Origin of the sequence: Coleofasciculus sp. G3-WIS-01, assembly GCF_040223135.1 — a bacterium.
Classification (GTDB): Bacteria; Cyanobacteriota; Cyanobacteriia; order Cyanobacteriales; family Coleofasciculaceae; genus Coleofasciculus.
The window spans coordinates 1-17,968 of the sequence record NZ_JAVJZI010000251.1; the positions used below are offsets into that span (position 1 = coordinate 1).

Annotated in this window: 13 protein-coding genes; 12 read left to right on the top strand and 1 reads right to left on the bottom strand. The window is 45.4% G+C overall.

Annotated features, from left to right (window positions below; all coding sequences use genetic code 11):
* The first annotated feature begins 565 nt into the window (after positions 1-565).
* The 4 genes from RIM23_RS26470 (at position 566) to RIM23_RS26485 (ending at position 5,050) form a co-directional block, all read left to right on the top strand.
* Positions 566-1,351: an SGNH/GDSL hydrolase family protein gene (locus RIM23_RS26470; RefSeq protein WP_446370865.1), complete on the top strand. Its 786-nt coding sequence runs from the start codon at positions 566-568 to the stop codon at positions 1,349-1,351.
* A 309-nt stretch (positions 1,352-1,660) separates the two neighbouring features.
* Positions 1,661-2,968, top strand: coding sequence for an RNA-guided endonuclease IscB (gene iscB, locus RIM23_RS26475; RefSeq protein WP_446370867.1), 1,308 nt, complete (start codon positions 1,661-1,663; stop codon positions 2,966-2,968).
* A gap of 467 nt (positions 2,969-3,435) precedes the next feature.
* Positions 3,436-4,746 carry a Glu/Leu/Phe/Val family dehydrogenase gene (locus RIM23_RS26480; protein ID WP_446370869.1) on the top strand — a complete coding sequence of 437 codons (1,311 nt, stop codon included), beginning with the start codon at positions 3,436-3,438 and terminating at the stop codon, positions 4,744-4,746.
* An 88-nt stretch (positions 4,747-4,834) separates the two neighbouring features.
* Positions 4,835-5,050, top strand: coding sequence for a hypothetical protein (locus tag RIM23_RS26485; RefSeq protein WP_446370871.1), 216 nt, complete (start codon positions 4,835-4,837; stop codon positions 5,048-5,050).
* A 398-nt stretch (positions 5,051-5,448) separates the two neighbouring features.
* Here RIM23_RS26485 and aroF read toward each other — a convergent pair whose 3' ends face one another.
* On the bottom strand, positions 5,449-6,291 hold the full coding sequence (gene aroF, locus RIM23_RS26490; RefSeq protein ID WP_446370873.1) for a 3-deoxy-7-phosphoheptulonate synthase: 843 nt from the start codon (positions 6,289-6,291) through the stop codon (positions 5,449-5,451).
* Between the two features lie 853 nt (positions 6,292-7,144).
* On the opposite strand from aroF, the gene RIM23_RS26495 reads away from it, so the two are divergent.
* The 8 genes from RIM23_RS26495 (at position 7,145) to RIM23_RS26530 (ending at position 17,846) form a co-directional block, all read left to right on the top strand.
* On the top strand, positions 7,145-7,342 hold the full coding sequence (locus RIM23_RS26495) for a hypothetical protein (RefSeq protein WP_446370875.1): 198 nt from the start codon (positions 7,145-7,147) through the stop codon (positions 7,340-7,342).
* A 227-nt stretch (positions 7,343-7,569) separates the two neighbouring features.
* Positions 7,570-8,592 (top strand): type I glyceraldehyde-3-phosphate dehydrogenase, encoded by a 1,023-nt coding sequence (gap, locus tag RIM23_RS26500; RefSeq protein WP_446339387.1) that lies wholly within the window; start codon positions 7,570-7,572, stop codon positions 8,590-8,592.
* Between the two features lie 284 nt (positions 8,593-8,876).
* Entirely contained in the window at positions 8,877-12,299 is a 3,423-nt protein-coding gene (locus RIM23_RS26505) for a PAS domain S-box protein (protein ID WP_446370877.1), read from the top strand.
* Positions 12,300-12,330: 31 nt separating this feature from the next.
* The gene (locus tag RIM23_RS26510; protein WP_446370879.1) at positions 12,331-12,723 is read left to right on the top strand and encodes a response regulator; all 393 of its coding nucleotides are present in this window, start codon (positions 12,331-12,333) and stop codon (positions 12,721-12,723) included.
* 249 nt (positions 12,724-12,972) lie between these two features.
* The gene (locus RIM23_RS26515; RefSeq protein ID WP_446370881.1) at positions 12,973-13,284 is read left to right on the top strand and encodes a hypothetical protein; all 312 of its coding nucleotides are present in this window, start codon (positions 12,973-12,975) and stop codon (positions 13,282-13,284) included.
* A gap of 41 nt (positions 13,285-13,325) precedes the next feature.
* Complete coding sequence (locus RIM23_RS26520; protein WP_446370883.1) at positions 13,326-13,601, top strand: hypothetical protein; 276 nt, start codon at positions 13,326-13,328, stop codon at positions 13,599-13,601.
* 155 nt (positions 13,602-13,756) lie between these two features.
* Positions 13,757-14,329, top strand: a complete 573-nt coding sequence (locus RIM23_RS26525; RefSeq protein WP_446370885.1) for a zinc-ribbon domain-containing protein — start codon at positions 13,757-13,759, stop codon at positions 14,327-14,329.
* A 364-nt stretch (positions 14,330-14,693) separates the two neighbouring features.
* Positions 14,694-17,846, top strand: a complete 3,153-nt coding sequence (locus RIM23_RS26530; RefSeq protein ID WP_446370887.1) for a transglutaminase family protein — start codon at positions 14,694-14,696, stop codon at positions 17,844-17,846.
* Positions 17,847-17,968 lie beyond the last annotated feature (122 nt).

Consider the following 17,968-nt stretch of genomic DNA (forward strand, 5'->3'; position numbering starts at 1 on the left):
ACTGACTACGTTATCGGCAAGTGTTCAAGAGATGGTGCGTAGATGCTCCCGCTAGTCTACTGCTCTAGAACCGAAAAGTTAAACAGTTTTAAGGTCACTGAAACAGTGCTTTTTGGATAGTTACCGACCGATAACATTGGCGAAGCTAACTTTACCCCAGAAATGGGAGACAATTGGAGGGGCAACCATACCCCTTCACCCCCTAAAAAAGTATGCTTCTTAAACCGCTACCGCGTGTTCCTCCCTGGTCTGAAGACACGGGGTTTCCCACAACGGAGGAGTTCTAATGAAATTCATTGATTAGCACAAGTGCAACCCTTAGTTATTGCCGAAGCGATCTGGGTGTGGGTGGATTTAGTTACGATGCGCCCACAGGGAATTCCTAAAGAAATTTTGAAGGGTTTCGAGCCAATCCAGCCCGATAATAAGCTTTCAAACACTTGATTTGAATGGTACTAACTTAAGCTTAAGCCCAAGATTCAAGTTTTGGTATTATTCAGTAAAGTTTAATTGCCTTTATCTTTAAGTTTTAAATATAGTTACATGGTTTTAATTCTTTGCCAAGATGCAGAAACGACAGCGGTTATTTAGGTTAACGTTTTTATTGAGTTTGGTCGCATTGGTTCTATCGTTGGTTATTAATATATTTCTATTATCCCAAGCAAAATCATACTACCTACAGCTAAATAAAACCAATCTCGATCCCTTCGGACTACAAACATTTAATAACGATTCATTGCCCGATAGTTCATTAACTACATCCCCAGTAACCGTCGTCTTCTTTGGGGATTCGCGAGCGGCTATGTGGGTTTCTCCAGCAAAGCTCAATGGCTTTTCTTTTATTAATCGCGGCATTGGCAATCAAACCTCAACTCAGGTATTGGGACGTTTTGAGCAACATATTTTACCCTTAAAAACCGATATTATCGTTGTCCAAGTGGGAATTAACGACTTAAAAGCAATCCCACTATTTCCTCACCAAAAAGCCACCATTATCAGCAACTGCAAGGCTAATATTAAACAGATTGTCGCTCGTTCCCTAAGCCGTGATGCAACTGTGATATTAACAACCATTTTTCCCATTGGTCCGGTTCCGCTGATTCGTCAACCCTTTTGGTCACCTGATGTCGCCCAAGCGGTTAAAGAAGTCAATGCTTACCTCTACTCGCTAAAAGCCAAAAATGTCTTAATTTTAGATGCCTATTCGCTCCTGGGTGAGAATCAGCAAGTGCAAAGCCAATACGTTTACGATACTTTGCATATCAACCGCAGGGGGTATAAGGTGCTTAATCAGGAGTTGACAAAGATGCTATCGACTTGGTTGATAGATAACAGTATTAATAATTCATAAGTTAATTGTCGGCACAGGTTTAGCTACTGTAGGGACTCTCTCAATTGATCAAGAAAGCAAATCTGACCTGCTCACCTTGAGGATTGGCTTTGATTAGAGAATGGGTAGATCTATCTACGGGCAGATAGCCAGTCTAAGCAAACGCTACGTTATTAGGGTCATGGAATCTATAAGTGCTTGCCAGCTCATAGTCTAAAAGCCGTCTTTCGTTTAAACAGGTGATTTAGGTATAGCCAGTGACGCGAGGATAAACAAGCCTTAATAACATTGACGAGGCACAATTTACCCTAGCAATAGGAGTTTCGTATTATGCGAGTTTTCGTAATTAGTCAAAACCAGGAACCGCTCAACAGTTGTCATCCCGCTAAAGCCAGAAAGCTTCTTTCTTCTGGTAGGGCGGCTGTGTGGAAACGGTATCCCTTCACCATTATTTTGAAACAGGAGGTAAAAAAGCCCATTGTTACGGAACATCGACTAAAAATTGATCCGGGCTCCCGAGTAACTGGACTAGCCATTTTAGAAGGAAACCGAGTCGCATTTGCGGCTGAACTAAGCCATAGAGGAATTGCCATTCAATTGGCTTTGTCCAGTCGAAGTGCGATTCGTCGTAGCCGCCGCAATCGTCATACTCGATACCGACGCCCTAGATTCAACCGCAAACGTCCCGCAGGTTGGTTGGCTCCTAGTCTCCAACATCGGGTAGACACCACTCTAACTTGGGTAAATCGGTTGAGAAAGTTGGCTCCAATTTCCAGTATTTCAATAGAGCTGGTACGGTTTGATACTCAGCGACTCAATAACCCGGAAATAACTGGTATTGAGTATCAGCAAGGAGAACTTTTTGGTTACGAAGTCCGGGAGTATCTATTGGACAAATGGAACCGCAAGTGTGCTTACTGTGGAGTTTCCGGTGTTCCCTTACAGATTGAACATATCTACCCCAAATCCAAAGGAGGCAGCAATCGAATCTCTAATTTATGTCTAGCTTGTGAGTCATGTAACCTGAAAAAAGGAACCCAATCTGTAGAGCAGTTTCTCAAAAAGAAACCGGATGTTCTCCAACGAATATTAGCTCAAGCCAAACGTCCCCTTAAGGATACTGCTGCCGTCAACTCTACCCGATGGGCGTTGCAAGAACAGCTAAGGGCTACGGGTTTGCCTGTTGAAACGGGGACAGGTGGCAGGACAAAGTTTAATCGTACCCGCCTAGGTTTACCGAAAACCCATTGGCTGGATGCTGCAAGCGTAGGACAATCAACAAGAGAGAATTTAATAACTCGCAACATTAATCCTTTGGTAATCAAGGCAACGGGACATGGGCATCGGAAAATGGCACAAATCAATAAATTTGGTTTCCCACGCCGAAAAAAAGATGGCAGTCATAGCGTTAGAACTCGCACCAAAGAGTTTCATGGATTTAAGACAGGTGATATTGTTCGCGCCATTGTCCCCACCGGGAAAAATCAAGGAACGCACATTGGGCGAGTGACAGTGAGAGCTTATCGGGTCTTTGACTTGACTACAGTCAAAGGAAAACTGCAAAGCATCAACTGGAAGTATTTTGAGTCAATCTGGAAAACAGATGGTTATGCTTATGTCCATACATTCCAGAAATGAGAGAGTGAATTAGCGATTAGAGGAATAGCGATCGCGCTGATATTATAAGTCGGAGCTATATACCAGCTTTCGACAGCGCAACTACAAACCGACTAAATGTTAACTTTATCTTAAAAAAGTAACAAAAACTACACTTTATTAACAATTTAATCAAGTCTCGTGAAATAATCATAGTAAGGACAAATCACATCGGCTTTAATCTTTCCTCGAAAAAGGAGAGATTAAAACGCTGCTTTGTTCATCTGTAAGCGCTATCGCTCGCGTCTAATATAAGTTTTGCTTAATCCAAACCAAAAATTACCCCACTGGCGCTGGAGTCTGATCATCAGGAACTTCAATCGTCAACAATGCTGAGGCTAACGCTGGTGATTGAGTTCCCCAGTTCAACCCAACCCCAGGGGGGATTTGCCTTGCTGTGAAATTCTCTCGCGTCGTCAACCCAATAGTCCAATAGGAGGAACAATGGAATGTCTGATTCATTATTAGCCGATGCTGGCACCAGATTGCAAGCCGCGATGAAACATGTTTTAATTTCTGAGGATGCGATCGCACGCTTAAAGCATCCCAAAATGAGCCTAAGTGTGTCCATCCCGGTTCGCATGGATGATGGCTCATTACAAATGGTACAAGGGTATCGGGTGCGATATGATGACACCAGGGGACCCGGAAAAGGTGGTGTACGCTATCATCCCAACGTGTCCCTGGATGAAGTTCAATCCCTCGCCTTTTGGATGACATTTAAATGTGCCGTCTTAAATCTACCCTTCGGTGGTGCTAAAGGGGGAGTGACAGTAAATCCCAAAACCTTATCCAAGCTAGAACTCGAACGCCTCAGTCGCGGTTACATTGACGCTATAGCAGATTTTATCGGACCCGATGTTGATATTCTCGCCCCTGACGTTTACACCAACGCCATGATTATGGGGTGGATGATGGATCAATATAGTATCATCCGCCGTCAAATTAGTCCCGGTGTCGTCACTGGTAAACCCATCACCATGGGTGGAAGTGTGGGACGCGACGGCGCAACGGCGGCTGGGGCTTACTTTGTGATTGAATCCATAGCGCCTAAACTGGATCTAACTCCCCAATATACCACAATCGCGATTCAGGGATTTGGTAAAGCCGGGGCGGTATTGGCAGAATTGTTGGCAAAAGCCGGGTATAAAGTTGTCGCCATCAGTGATTCTCAAGGCGGAATTTATGCCAAAAAAGGCTTAGATATTCCCAGCATTCGTCAGTATAAAACCTCAAGTCAAAGCCTGCAAGCGGTTTACTGTCAAGACACCGTTTGCAATATTGTTGAACATGAACAGTTAACCAATGCGGAACTCTTAGCCTTAGATGTAGACATTCTGATTCCCGCCGCGTTGGAGAATCAAATTACCCTGGATAATGTCAATGATATCCGCGCCCGATATATCTTTGAAGTGGCAAATGGTCCGATTACCTCCGAAGCCGATAAAGTTTTAGATAGCAAAGGTATTCTCGTCTTTCCTGATATTTTAGTCAATGCGGGAGGGGTGACGGTGAGCTATTTTGAATGGGTGCAGAACCGCAGTGGACTCTATTGGACATTGGCAAAAGTGAATGAGCATCTGAAACAGAAAATTGTGGAGGAAAGCCAACAGATCTGGTCAATTGCTAAGGAGTTAGCTGTTTCCCTGCGAACCGCCGCTTACGTTCATGCGTTGAATCGGTTAGGGGAAGCTCTTAATGCTAAAGGAACCCGAAACTACTATATCAATGGTCACATTCCTGTCGTGAATTCCCGGTAATTCAGGTAGTTATCAGTTATCAGTTATCAGTTATCAGTTATCAGTTATCGATCACTGTTTACTGTTCACTGACCACTATGCTGGAAGCATGAGTGACAACAATCCTCAAATTGCCATTGTCGGGGCGGTGTTGGGAGGAATAGTCACAGCGATTGTCAGTTTCAAACTCACAAGTCGGTTAGTCGCCATTGCGATAACAGTGGCGGGAACTCTAGCGGGGTATGGGTTTGCGTTTCTGGTGGGAACGAGTGCGATCGCGTTTTTAAGTGTGCAAAAGCTGATTTTGGGAGTTGTCTGGAGTTAGCAGTTGCAATCCCTCTATCTCTATTGATGGAGGTTGTCATCTGATTTCCAGACTATCCTAAGCAGTATCTCAGGGTACATCCCTGTTCATTAAATCTTTGAGGCTTAGCTATAATTTATGCAATATAGAACAACGATAGGGTGGTCGCTTTTTACTTCGGGAATCGTAACCCTCTTGCTCAAGAGTTTCCCTGGCAACTCTCTTTGGTGGGGAGTTGGTTTTCTAGTTATGGGAATAGTTATACTTCTTGTGCGGAAAGCAGTTTAGCGAATCCAGCTTCAAGCTGACAAAATGACAACATCCCGGAACGGGTTCCGGGATGAGAAGATCGCATTAACCGAAAACTCAACTAAAAAATTAGATCCCTGTTTAGTTTGCGCGATCGCGAAAATTCAACCTCAAGCTGACACAGCCGCTAAACGGGCGGGAATTTTTCGCCCGACGGCGGCGGCGACGGGGTGTAAGCTGTGAACCAACTGCACCATATCATCTAACGATAACGCTTGACGGGCATCAGATACGGATTTTTCCGGTTCTGGATGACACTCAATGATTAATCCATCCGCACCCACTGCGACAGCCGCTTTCGCTAAGGCGGGAATTAATTCCCGTTTGCCCGTCGCATGGGAAGGATCTACAATCACAGGTAATGAGGTCATCTGCTTGAGTGCCACAACTGCCCCTAAATCCAAGACATTCCGGGTATAGGTATCGAAACTACGAATCCCGCGTTCACACAGCACCACCTGAGAATTCCCATGACTGAGAATATATTCAGCTGCCATGACGAATTCTTCTAGAGTCGCCGCTAGTCCCCGCTTCAGCAGAATCGGTTTATTAACTTCACCCAAGGCTTTGAGTAAATCAAAGTTTTGCATATTACGACTACCCACTTGAAGCATATCAGCATGGGCAGCCACTAACTCGATTTGGGAAATGGACATAACTTCCGTCACCACAGGAATCTGATGACGCGATCGCACCTGAGATAATATCTCTAGTCCCTCTATCCCTAACCCTTGGAACGAGTAAGGAGAAGTACGGGGTTTGAAAGCACCGCCGCGTAACCCTTGAACTGGGGCGCGTTGCAATTGAGTCGCAACCGTTTCCATCTGCGATTGACTCTCAACCGTACAAGGACCAGCAATTATCACCAGTTCCTCACCCCCGAACGCGATACGATCCGAAAGATGAACCAGAGTTTTGCGATCGGATTGAGTGGCAAGTGTAGCATTCAACATCAGACGAATTCCTTTATACAATCAGTGGACAACAAAAAAACCCGGTTCCTTGTGGGTTCCGGGTTCTGACAAAATTTAAACGCAGCATCACCTACCCGGAACTGCTTCCGAACCAAAAAAAGTAAAATAAGGTAAACCAGTTATTCAGGTAGGTTGTCATCAGAACGCCTCCGTTGTGGGAAACCCCGTGTCCCTTCGCTTCACTCGAGGGCAAGCTTCAGACCGGGGATAAACGCGCGGTAGCGGTTTTAACCGCCTCTAATATTGAATTCCCCTTTCGGGGTGGAGGGGTATGGTTGCCCCTCCGGTTTTCACCCATTTCTGGGGTAAAGTTAGCCTCGCCAAGGTTATCGGTCGGTAACTGTCCAAAAAGCACTGTTTCAGTGACCTTAAAACTGTTTAACTTTTCGGTTCTAGAGCAGCAAACTGGCTATCGTATCCGCAGGTAGGTCTTTAACACTTGCCGATAACGTAGTGCGCTTAGCACTTAGGCTGGTAAGCACAGCTTTAACTTATTTGGCTAAAGCTCCGTGTCTTTAGACCGGGGTTGCTTACCGCCAGTATGTTGATTCAGGTATCCTGGTAATATTATGACCAGGAGCTACTCCCTTTCATTATTTTTAAAGATAGCATAATTTAAAGTTTTAATCCAGCATTTTTAGTAACTAAATTTAGAATCCCTTTTTCTACTATTTTCATTTTTTATTCATATTTGTCTCATTTTTATGATTAGATAAATTTGGTTTCTAGCAAGGGATTTAGCCTTTTTTGTGAGGTAACAAGCTCCTCGACCCAACCTACCTATCCCATCCTTTGACTTATGCCAAGCTAGCAACTCTCTTCGAGAAGGATAATGGAGCTACTCAACGGCTCAGGGCAAGCTCATCAATCAAGTTTTTCAATCGTAGAGATAGACACAGGCAACATCCGTCTACACCGGATCAGCTTGACTAAATTTTCAGTATCAGTTTTAGCAGATTTAGGTTCAACGTCCTGGAAAATGATTCTCCAAATGCCAATTGACGAATCTTGCCGAAACCTGCAAGCTTGAAAAGAATTGACAATCCGTCTATAAACAGTAGGAGATACCTAACTCTTGAGCAGGGAGCATTCTAAAGAAAACCTAAAGAAGACACGGGTAGAGTTCATGTCAGATGGTCAGACGAATGCTGCTGAGAACGCTGATATTAGCTGATACTTAGTATGCTCCCCTTTGACGCTGTACCCTAGAGCATACCCTGGCATACTTCAGTACAAATTAACCAAAAGGAGAATTTCATGGCACCTATCAAAGTCGGCATTAATGGATTTGGTCGCATCGGACGCCTAGTTTTCCGGGCTGGACTAGCAAACCCCAATATCGAGTTTTGCTGCATTAACGACCTAGTTCCGCCAGAGAGTATCGCCTATTTGTTAAAGTACGACTCAACCCATGGTCGTTTCAACGGTAAGGTAGAAGCCAAACCCGACGCCATTGTCGTCAACGATAAGGTGATCCCCTGCGTCTCAATCAAGAATCCAGAAGAACTACCGTGGGGTAAATATGGCGCTGAGTATGTGGTTGAGTCCACGGGTCTATTTACCGATTATGCTGGTGCATCCAAGCACCTCACCGCAGGGGCGAAGCGAGTCGTCATCTCGGCTCCCACTAAAGAAAAAGACCCAGAAAAAGTCCCCACCCTCTTGATGGGTGTGAATCACAAAAGCTACGATCCCGACAAGCATACTGTCGTATCCAACGCCAGTTGCACCACAAACTGCCTCGCTCCCATTGCCAAAGTCATTCAAGACAACTTCGGTTTGGCAGAAGGTTTGATGACCACCGTTCACGCCATGACCGCAACCCAACCCACTGTAGACGGACCGAGTAAGAAAGACTTGCGGGGTGGACGCAGTGCGACTCAAAACATTATCCCCGCCTCTACAGGTGCAGCCAAAGCCGTCACTTTAGTTCTACCCGAACTCAAAGGCAAACTTACCGGCATGGCATTCCGTGTACCGACTCCCGATGTCTCGGTGGTTGACCTCACCTTCCGTACCGACAAAGCCACCAGCTATCAAGAAATCTGTGACGCGATGAAGAAAGCCTCGGAAGGGGAACTAAAAGGGATTCTGGGATATACGGACGACTCCGTTGTTTCTACAGACTTCACTACCGATCCCCGTTCTAGCATATTTGATGCTGGGGCAGGTATGGAACTCAACTCCAACTTCTTCAAAGTCGTGGCTTGGTATGACAACGAGTGGGGCTATTCTAATCGCATGATTGACCTAATCCTGTCCATGGCAGCACAAGGGTAAGTAGCGGTAAACATCCTGGACAAAATCTATCTTGGGTAGGGGTACAGCAAAGACAAAGGTCCTGCTTTAATTAAACCAAGTTGCTACCCCCAACAAGGGCGGGTGTGAGTAAAGTTATCGGACATCGACAAAACCTTGCTCTGCTCCCGCCCTGTCCCCCTGTTGACAATTGTTTGACAATTCCGAAACTGATTCCGTAAAATCGTATTTTTTCATAGCGCTGTCGAAGACAACCAACCGGGTTGTCTTTACAATTTTTATAGCCAGATTAAGGATAAAGTGGGATGACAGAACCTTTTGCGGATGTCTTTTGGTTGACCTCGGTGAATCGGCATCAGTTATTATATGTCAATGGGGCGGCTGAGCAGATATGGGGTCACACTCCTGAACAATTATTGAGTCATCCGGGAGGGTATCTACAGTGTATCCTCAATGGGATTGAGCCCAGGGATCGAGAGCGAGTGGCGGCGGCTTGGACTCAACAACCCGCGAGTGAAGTGCCGCAAGAGTATCGAATTGTCAAATCTGATGGCTCAATCCGATGGGTGCGATCGCGCTCTTTTATCATCCCTAATCCCTGGGGGGAAAGCCAAACAGGTGTTTCTCAAGTTCTCCTCGCCACGATTACCGAAGATATTACCGAAGACAAACAGATTGCAGACACGCTCAATCAACGGGAACAGGAATTTCGAGTCCTACTGGATCATTCTCCGGATATCGTCGCTCGCTTTGATCGCAATCTGCGTCATGTCTACGTCAATCCAGTCATTGAACAGGAAACAGGTATACCCTATCAGGACTTTCTGGGGAAAACCCACCGGGAATTAAAATTACCAGACTCTGTTATCCCAGTATGGGAGGAATCCTTACAAACTGTGTTCCAGACGGGTGAGGAAAATGAGAGTGAATTCAGTTTCTTGACCCCCCATGGACAACGGTATTACCAATCGCGTCTGGTGCCCGAATTTGCCCCGGATGGTTCCGTCGAATTCGTCCTCAGCGTTTGCCGCGATATTACCGAAATTCAGCAGGCTCAACAAGCTGTGCGTGACAGTGAAGCGCGTTTCCGCACCGTATTTGAGTTGGCGCCGATTGGGATGGCGATCGCGAATGATCAAGGGCGGGTCATGCATACTAATCGGGCGCTGCAAGATCTACTCGGCTACAGCGCTGATCAATTATTAAATAAGTCATTCCATCTGTTTATCCATGCCGATGATCTGACAGAGTGCTATCAAAACTTACAGAAACTGATCACTGGGGAAATTACTCACCTGAACGCCGAAAAACGCTATATTCACAAGCAAGGTCATCTGGTTTGGGTAAATGTGTCGGTGTCAGCCGTTCGTGGCGCTAATGGCTTCTCGGAGTACACGATTGCTCTGATTCAAGATATTAGCGATCGCAAACAGGCTGAATTTCTCCTGCAACAGGCTCATCTCCAATTGGAACAACGAGTTGGCGAACGAACCGCCGAATTAGAACAAGCGAATATCCGCCTCCAGCAAGAAATTACTCACCGTCAGACGATAGAGATACAATTACAACAAGCCAAGGAGCAACTGCAAGCGGTTTTGGATGCGGTGCCAGGGTGCGTCTCCTGGATGAATCGCCAAGGACAATACCTGGGAGTTAATCAGTATTTGGCAGACATGTTCAACATGTCGCCGATAAATTTTGTTGGTCAACCCCTCGGCTTTCTCAACAATAATCCGACCTTTGTCAGCTATATCGAGCAGTTTATAGAGAGTTCGGCTCAAACTGACCAAAATATTCTTGAAATTAATATTAATGGTTCACGTAGATACCACCTGATTGCTGCTCAGAAATACCAGCAAGGAACAAATATTGTTTGTGTGGGAATTGATGTCACTCAAAGTCAAAAAGCTCAGCAAGAATTGCAAAATCAAAAAGATTTTTTGCAAACAATTATTGACACAAATCCGAATTTAATTCATGTTAAAGACAAAATGGGAAATTATATCTTAGCAAATCGCATGTTTGCCGAGCATTGGGGTATTCCGGTAGAGGAATTGCTGGTAAAAACAACAGCACAACTTCATAATAATGCGGCAGAGGTAGAACGCTTCCTCGCTGAAGACCAAGAGATATTGACGACCTTACAGCCGAAGTTAATTCCCGAAGAATTTTCCTGGAATCACAGGGGTGAAATGCGGTGGTATCAAACCATTAAAACTCCCTTAGTTTCTCCAGATGGACAGGTAAATCAAGTTCTCGGTGTGAGTACAGATATCACCGCCCGTAAACTGGCAGAGGAACTCTTACAGCAAAGTGAAGCCCGCTTACGTCTTGCCCTAGATGCCGCACAAATGGCAAAGTGGGATTGGAATTTGCAAACTGGAACCATCACTTGGTCTCATCGCCTCGAACAACTCTATGGATTGGCATTTGATAGTCCAGAAATTCCCTACGAAAAATTTTTAGAAAAGGTTCACCCGGAAGATAAAGAACGGGTGAAAAAAAATATGCAAAATGCAATTCAAACGGGGGATGATTATGATATTGAATACCGGATTATTTGGCCCGATCAGATTGTGCGTTGGATTCAAAGCAAAGGTCAGATTATTTATGACAAAACAGGTCAGCCTATCTGGACAATTGGACTAAATCTGGATGTGACAGAACGTAAGCTCGCCGAAGAACAGCTACGCCAACGTGAAGAGCAATTACGTTTAGCCCTAGATGCGGCTCGTATGGGATTCTGGGATAGAAATCTGGAGACGGAACAAATTACCTGTTCCTATCATCTGCAACATCTGTATGGGTTAGACGCCAAAACTACGCAGATTAGCTACGAAACGTTCCTGGAAATGGTTCATCCCGAAGATCGCGATCGCGTCAACCAGGCGGATCGACTAGCGATTGATCAGCAGGAAGATTGCTATGATATTGAATTTCGCATTCTCAGAAACGAGGGTAACCTGCGTTGGGTGGAAAGCAAATCTCAGGTATTTTACGATGAAACGGGTCAGCCTGTACGGGTGATGGGAATTAATCTGGATATCACGGAGCGCAAGCAAGCTGAAATCCAAATTCAAGCCTCTCTGCGAGAAAAAGAAGTCTTGCTTCAGGAAATTCACCATCGGGTTAAAAATAATTTGCAGGTGATTTCGAGTCTGTTGGATTTACAATCTCAGTACATTACCGATCCAACGACAGTGGAGTTATTCCAGGAAAGTCAGAATCGGGTTAAGTCAATGGCGCTGGTTCATGAAAAATTATATCAATCTCAAGATTTTGCCCGGATTAACTTTGCCGAGTACATAGAGAATCTGACCAGTTATTTGTTTCAAATTTATATTGTCGAATCCAACCAAGTGAATTTAGAATTTTATATCCATGAGGTTAACTTAACCATTGATACAGCCATTCCCTGTGGTTTGATTATTAGTGAATTAGTCTCCAACGCTCTCAAATATGCGTTTCCGGATGACAGAGAAGGGACGATTGAGGTATTTCTTACCGCAGAATCGGGTGATCGATGTCACCTAACGGTCAAAGATAATGGCGTGGGATTTCCACCAAACCTTGAATTTGCTAAACCTAAATCATTAGGATTACAACTCATTAATGTTCTGACTGAACAATTGGAGGGTGATCTAAGCTTTAACCTGGAAAAGGGAACAGAAGTTAATATTACTTTTCCCATTGGAAGTTGTAATTATAGCAATCGCCATAGCGGTTAGGACGCATCATTTTGTATTTTCAACTAAACAAATGGTCAAAGCCAAAATTTTAGTCGTTGAAGATGAGAGGGTTGTCGCTCTCAGTATTCAAAATCGACTAGAAGCCCTCGGATATATCATAACCGCCAATGTGATATCCGCCGAAGTTGCGCTTACTGGAATCCGGCAAAACCCTCCAGACTTAGTGCTGATGGATATCAAGCTCAAGGGCGACATGGATGGAATTGAAGCGGCGGCTCAAATGCGCCAACAGTTCCAACTACCAATAGTATATCTGAGTGCCTATAATGATGCGGAGACTCTGGAGCGGGCTAAACTCACAGAACCTTATGGTTACTTGCTCAAGCCCTTTGAATCCAAAGATTTAGCGACCACGATTGAAGTAGCGCTCTACAAGCATAAAATGGAGCAACAGCTTCTGTAGCGAGAGCAAAGTAGAAACTCAAGCCCGAGAATTTAATCCCACGCCTTTAGGGTAATCTTGCCCGTGGCGGAATCAGTGGGATGAGGAGTGTGGCACACCCAGAAACCGTAAGGGCGCAAAGGATGGTGTCCGATTTAACCGTAAAATCTCTTCCACAATTTTAGTTGTGTCACACCACTAGATTTAGGTGATTCCGTTTCATTGTACTTTAGCGTAAAATCGAAACATAAGTACACACTTAGAACCAACATGCAACAGGGGCATCTGTCAACGATGGAAAGTAGAAGCACTCAAAGTCAGCCAGATATGAAAAAACCCGAAATGCAAATGAGACGGATTACCAGTTATCAGGCACTGTGGAGACCCCTAGACAATAAAGGTCACTTTTGGTTTACCTATTTTGATGGCGATAGAGAACGCACGGAAGATTTAGATGCAGACAATTTCCGAATCATGCTCGATATTTTAGATACAGATAAGCCGATTTTCGGCGATCACTCCACATCGGCTGTTGCCGTACATTGGCCCGATAACGATATCCAGACTGGAGCCTGGGCGTAAATAGGGAAGATGGGGGAGGTGGGGAAGATGGGGAAGATGGGATGAAACGAATTACCAGCTATCAGGCATTGTGGAAATCTCTGGAAAACAAAGGTCACTTTTGGTTTACCTATGCAGATGGTGAGCAAGAACGCACCGTTGATTTAGATGCCAAAAACTTCCAGATGATTCTGGAAATGCTGGGAACCCAGAAGCCAATTTTCGCCGATCGCACCACCTCAACTGTGGCATTACAGGGGGCAGTTCCCCAGAAACGCCTAGAGGTTCCCCTTAACGATGTTACGTTGTGTAAACCTCCCTCAAACCCTTCCCAATGACAAAGAACATAGAGCCAATGACGATCCTCACCGTTCACTTTAACCCGTGCTGACCTACTGATTGGACTTGATCTAACACAATTGTTAAGAAGTTTCATCAATGTTGCCTTTCCCCTCAATAATGATATAAGAAGAATTTTTGGGGAGAGGTTATTATGGCTTACGTATGCGAGATAGGCACGGGCCACAGAGTTTACCTCGATAATCAAGGAACACAGACGGTTGTCACCACTCTCAGTGGTAGTCCCGGACAGCAGCAACAAGCCAGTAACGGGTTTCAAACGGGAAACTGGACATCACCGCCGGAGATATTCCGCACGCCTAACGGTGTGGTGTTAAAGATTTCGACAGCGCAAGGTGACCATTTTATCCAAGTGCAAGGAAGCAGCATGGGCGTAATCAGTGGAACTCCCTCTGTTGGTAGTTCCCAACAAATGCAAGTGCAGCAAGTCGATAGCACACCCGCTTCATCCATGCCTTCGATGCAGCCGATGCAGCCGATGGAACCGATGAAGCCGATGGAACCGATGAAGCCGATGAATATGGGAGACATGCAAATGAACATGAACCCTATGGAAATGCGGATGGGCAATATGGAGATGCGGATGGGATCACCGAAGCCATCTTCGTCTCCGGCTCAAAGCAGCAAACGCTTTTGCCCTCAATGCGGCTCATCCCTGACTCCTAGCGCTCGCTTTTGTTCAAGTTGCGGACATCAGCTCAATTAAATCTGATAGTGGACACTCTACTACCATTTTTCTGTAATCATGCAACGAATACACCCTCCGGGCTATCGCCAGGGGGGGCGGATATGGCGCAACATCATGGAAAATTGGTATAACGTGTCACACCACTGATTTTAAAGGGAACAGGGGAAGCCGCTCACATTTGTAGGTTGGATTGAACCCAGTGACACTCAACAGATTCTTGTCGGGAGTCGTACCTCGCTCGACCCAACCTACCCCCTTAATTTGTCAATCTGCTTTCACTAACATCCTCCCAGAGCAGAAATTGCATTAAATAATAAATTATCAATTATTAATTATCAATTATCAATTTCCTATTTCCAGACCAATGACAAAAGGATGACCAATGTCCATCAAAGTTAACCTAAATCATCAGCTTGCCTATCACTTCGAGCGCCCCGTTATTCTTGGTCCCCACACCCTAGGATTGCGTCCATCACCTCACTGTCGCACACCTATTCAAAGTTATTCTCTAACCATCCAGCCTCAAGAGCATAGCTTGACCTGGCAAAATGATCCCTACGGGAACCGCCTAGCCCGGTTGAATTTTCCTAAGCCTACCGATACTCTCGCTATTGAAGTCGATATTATTGCCCAACTGCAACCCATTAACCCCTTCAATTTCTTGGTGGAACAGTATGCTGAACGCTATCCCTTTAACTATGATCCCCAGCTACAAAAAGAACTAAGTCCTTTTCAAGAAATCAGCGAATCGGAAAAACTCTTATCAGCTTGGGTAGAAACGAATCGAAAAAGTGATATCTATATTACCGAATTTTTAGGAACGCTTAATCAACAGCTTGCCCAGGATATTTCTCATACCATTCGCTTAGAAGCCGGGATTCAATCCTGTGAAGAAACCCTGACCAAAAAAGTTGGTTCCTGTCGCGATACCGCCTGGTTACTGGTGCAAATCTTGCGGCATTATGGTTTAGCGGCGCGATTTGTATCTGGTTATCTGATTCAACTCAAAGAAGACAACCCCCCTATAGATGGACCTCAAGGTATCGAAGCCGATTGTGCCGATTTTCATGCTTGGGCACAAGTGTATCTTCCTGGTGCCGGTTGGATTGGTTTAGATCCCACATCAGGTTACTTGGCGGCGGAAGGACATATTCCCCTTGTCTGTACTCCCAACCCAGAAGCGGCGTCTCCAGTGAGGGGAACCAGTGAATCTTGCCAGTCTCGATTGGAGTTTGCTGTAACGGTGTCGCGCCATGAGAACATCGCCAGCCCCAGTCAACCCTATACGGAAACCCAATGGCAAGAGATTGATACCTTAGGGAAAGCTGTAGAGGAAACCCTACAAGGTGCAGGTGTGGGCTTAACCATGGGCGGTGAACCCACTTTTGTTTCCATTGACGATTTTGAATCTCCCCAATGGCAAATTGCTGCCCTCGGTGATGAGAAACGGAAAATTGCCGGAGAGTTACTCAAACGCTTAGAAGCCCGGTTTTCTAAGGGAGGTGGATTACTCCATTATGGTTTAGGGAAATGGTATCCCGGCGAGATTTTACCCCGTTGGGCATTGGGATGCTATTGGCGCAGTGATGGTATTCCTATTTGGCGTAATCCAGAGTGGTATGCAGAGGAAGGGAAGAATTACAGTCATACACAAAAGCACGGGGAGACATTTATTCAGGCGTTAGCGAAGCATCTAGGTGTTAATCCAACCTGTATTATTCCAGCTTATGAAAATGAAGGGGACATCGGTGGGTATGTTTTACCGATATTACCGGTATTAAAAGATGAGCAATTGTATTGGAGTACCTGTCATTGGCGATTCCCGGATGAGAAGTTGAATCTTCTGGTTGGCGACTCCCCCGCCGGGTTCCGTTTACCCCTGAATTCCATAGATTGGTCTGCGGAATTGGTACAGGAAGGAATTGTACCGTTGGACGCTAACCCAGCCATACCAAGTCCTGAATTTATTGATTCGCCCGATAATGCAATTCGTATTGCTTTAAGTGTAGAAGCTCGACAAGGAATTCTGCATATCTTTCTACCGCCTCTGACTTCAGCGCGAAGTTTCTTAGATTTAATCACCGCGATTGAACAGACAGCCGCAAAGGTCAAAACCCCGGTGTTAATTGAAGGCTATACGCCTCCCGGTAATGCGGGAATTGAAGGGTTTCAAATTACGCCTGATCCGGGTGTGATTGAGGTGAATATTCATCCGGCAGGAAATTGGCAGGAATTGGTTGATATTACCACAACGCTGTATGAAGAGGCGCGGCTTTGTCGTTTGGGGACAGAAAAATATACGTTAGATGGACGGCGAGTGAGTACGGGGGGCGGTGCTCATATTACGATTGGCGGCAAAACTCCATTAGAGAGTCCTCTATTACGGCGTCCCGATTTATTAAGAAGTTTGATTAGTTATTGGCAAAATCACCCCAGTTTGTCCTATTTGTTTGCTGGGTTATTTGTTGGACCAACCAGTCAGTCACCCCGTGTTGATGAGGCGCGACATGAGAGTTTGTATGAGTTAGAGATTGTCTTTCAAAGGTTACAACCGGGTGAGGAGGTATCGCCGGAATTAGTAGACCGATTGTTACGCAATCTCTTAGTTGATGTGACCGGAAATACCCACCGCACCGCCTTCTGTATTGATAAGCTTTATCCGGTGGAAAATTACCGAAATCAGTTGGGCTTACTTGAGTTTCGGGCGTTTGCGATGCCTCCCCATCTGAGAATGAGTTTACTGCAAATGCTGCTGATTCGGGCCCTGGTGGCGTGGTTCTGGGATCATCCCTATACCCAGAATTTAATTCGCTGGGGGACGATGTTGCACGATCGCTTTCTGTTACCGTACTACATCGGCGAGGATTTGCGGCAGGTAGTCAGCGAGTTACAGGAGGCGGGGTATCCGTTTAAATGGGAGTGGTTTGAGCCGTTTTTTGAGTTCCGTTTCCCGCGCTATGGCGAGATTAGCCGAGAGGGAATTGAGTTAGAATTACGACACGCGATCGAACCCTGGCATGTTTTAGGGGAAGAAACGGGTACTGGCGGAACGGCTCGTTATGTGGATTCTTCCATGGAAAGGATGCAGGTGAGATTGCGGGGAGCGATGGGACATTCGCCAAATCGAGATATTTTTTCATCCCGTTATCAGGTTACTTGTAATGGTTATCCGGTGCCGTTAAAGTCTACAGGGATACCGGGAGATTATGTGGGTGGGGTACGCTTCCGCGCCAGGGAATATGCGGCGTTATTACATCCCTCGATTAATTCTCATTCTCCATTAGTATTTGACATTGTAGATACCTGGATTCAACGGTCAATTGGCGGATGTCGCTATGACGTGAATCCTCCCAATGGCATCGTTTATGATAAATTTCCTGTTAATCACCGGGAAGCGGAGTCACGTATGTTGGAACGGTTTATTCCCCAGGATCATACACCAGGGATAATTTCGATTCCACCATTATCATTGAGTCCGGAGTATCCGTTAACATTAGATTTGCGACGGGTTAATTCGTTTAATCAAGAGACATAACTTGAATGGCACTGAAATAAGCATTTTTGTATCACCGAAACCTTTGATCTACCGTAGGGTGGGCATTGCCCACCAGCTTTAAGTCAGTGGCATTCGACATAACTTGATACAATCCTGTTTGT

Bases quoted from the DNA above. Each gene is read 5' to 3' on its own strand.
- RIM23_RS26470 (WP_446370865.1), top strand. From the start codon at position 566: ATGCAGAAACGACAGCGGTTATTTAGGTTAACGTTTTTATTGAGTTTG.
- iscB (WP_446370867.1), top strand. From the start codon at position 1,661: ATGCGAGTTTTCGTAATTAGTCAAAACCAGGAACCGCTCAACAGTTGT.
- RIM23_RS26480 (WP_446370869.1), top strand. From the start codon at position 3,436: ATGTCTGATTCATTATTAGCCGATGCTGGCACCAGATTGCAAGCCGCG.
- RIM23_RS26485 (WP_446370871.1), top strand. From the start codon at position 4,835: ATGAGTGACAACAATCCTCAAATTGCCATTGTCGGGGCGGTGTTGGGA.
- aroF (WP_446370873.1), bottom strand. From the start codon at position 6,291: ATGTTGAATGCTACACTTGCCACTCAATCCGATCGCAAAACTCTGGTT.
- RIM23_RS26495 (WP_446370875.1), top strand. From the start codon at position 7,145: ATGGAGCTACTCAACGGCTCAGGGCAAGCTCATCAATCAAGTTTTTCA.
- gap (WP_446339387.1), top strand. From the start codon at position 7,570: ATGGCACCTATCAAAGTCGGCATTAATGGATTTGGTCGCATCGGACGC.
- RIM23_RS26505 (WP_446370877.1), top strand. From the start codon at position 8,877: ATGACAGAACCTTTTGCGGATGTCTTTTGGTTGACCTCGGTGAATCGG.
- RIM23_RS26510 (WP_446370879.1), top strand. From the start codon at position 12,331: ATGGTCAAAGCCAAAATTTTAGTCGTTGAAGATGAGAGGGTTGTCGCT.
- RIM23_RS26515 (WP_446370881.1), top strand. From the start codon at position 12,973: ATGCAACAGGGGCATCTGTCAACGATGGAAAGTAGAAGCACTCAAAGT.
- RIM23_RS26520 (WP_446370883.1), top strand. From the start codon at position 13,326: ATGAAACGAATTACCAGCTATCAGGCATTGTGGAAATCTCTGGAAAAC.
- RIM23_RS26525 (WP_446370885.1), top strand. From the start codon at position 13,757: ATGGCTTACGTATGCGAGATAGGCACGGGCCACAGAGTTTACCTCGAT.
- RIM23_RS26530 (WP_446370887.1), top strand. From the start codon at position 14,694: ATGTCCATCAAAGTTAACCTAAATCATCAGCTTGCCTATCACTTCGAG.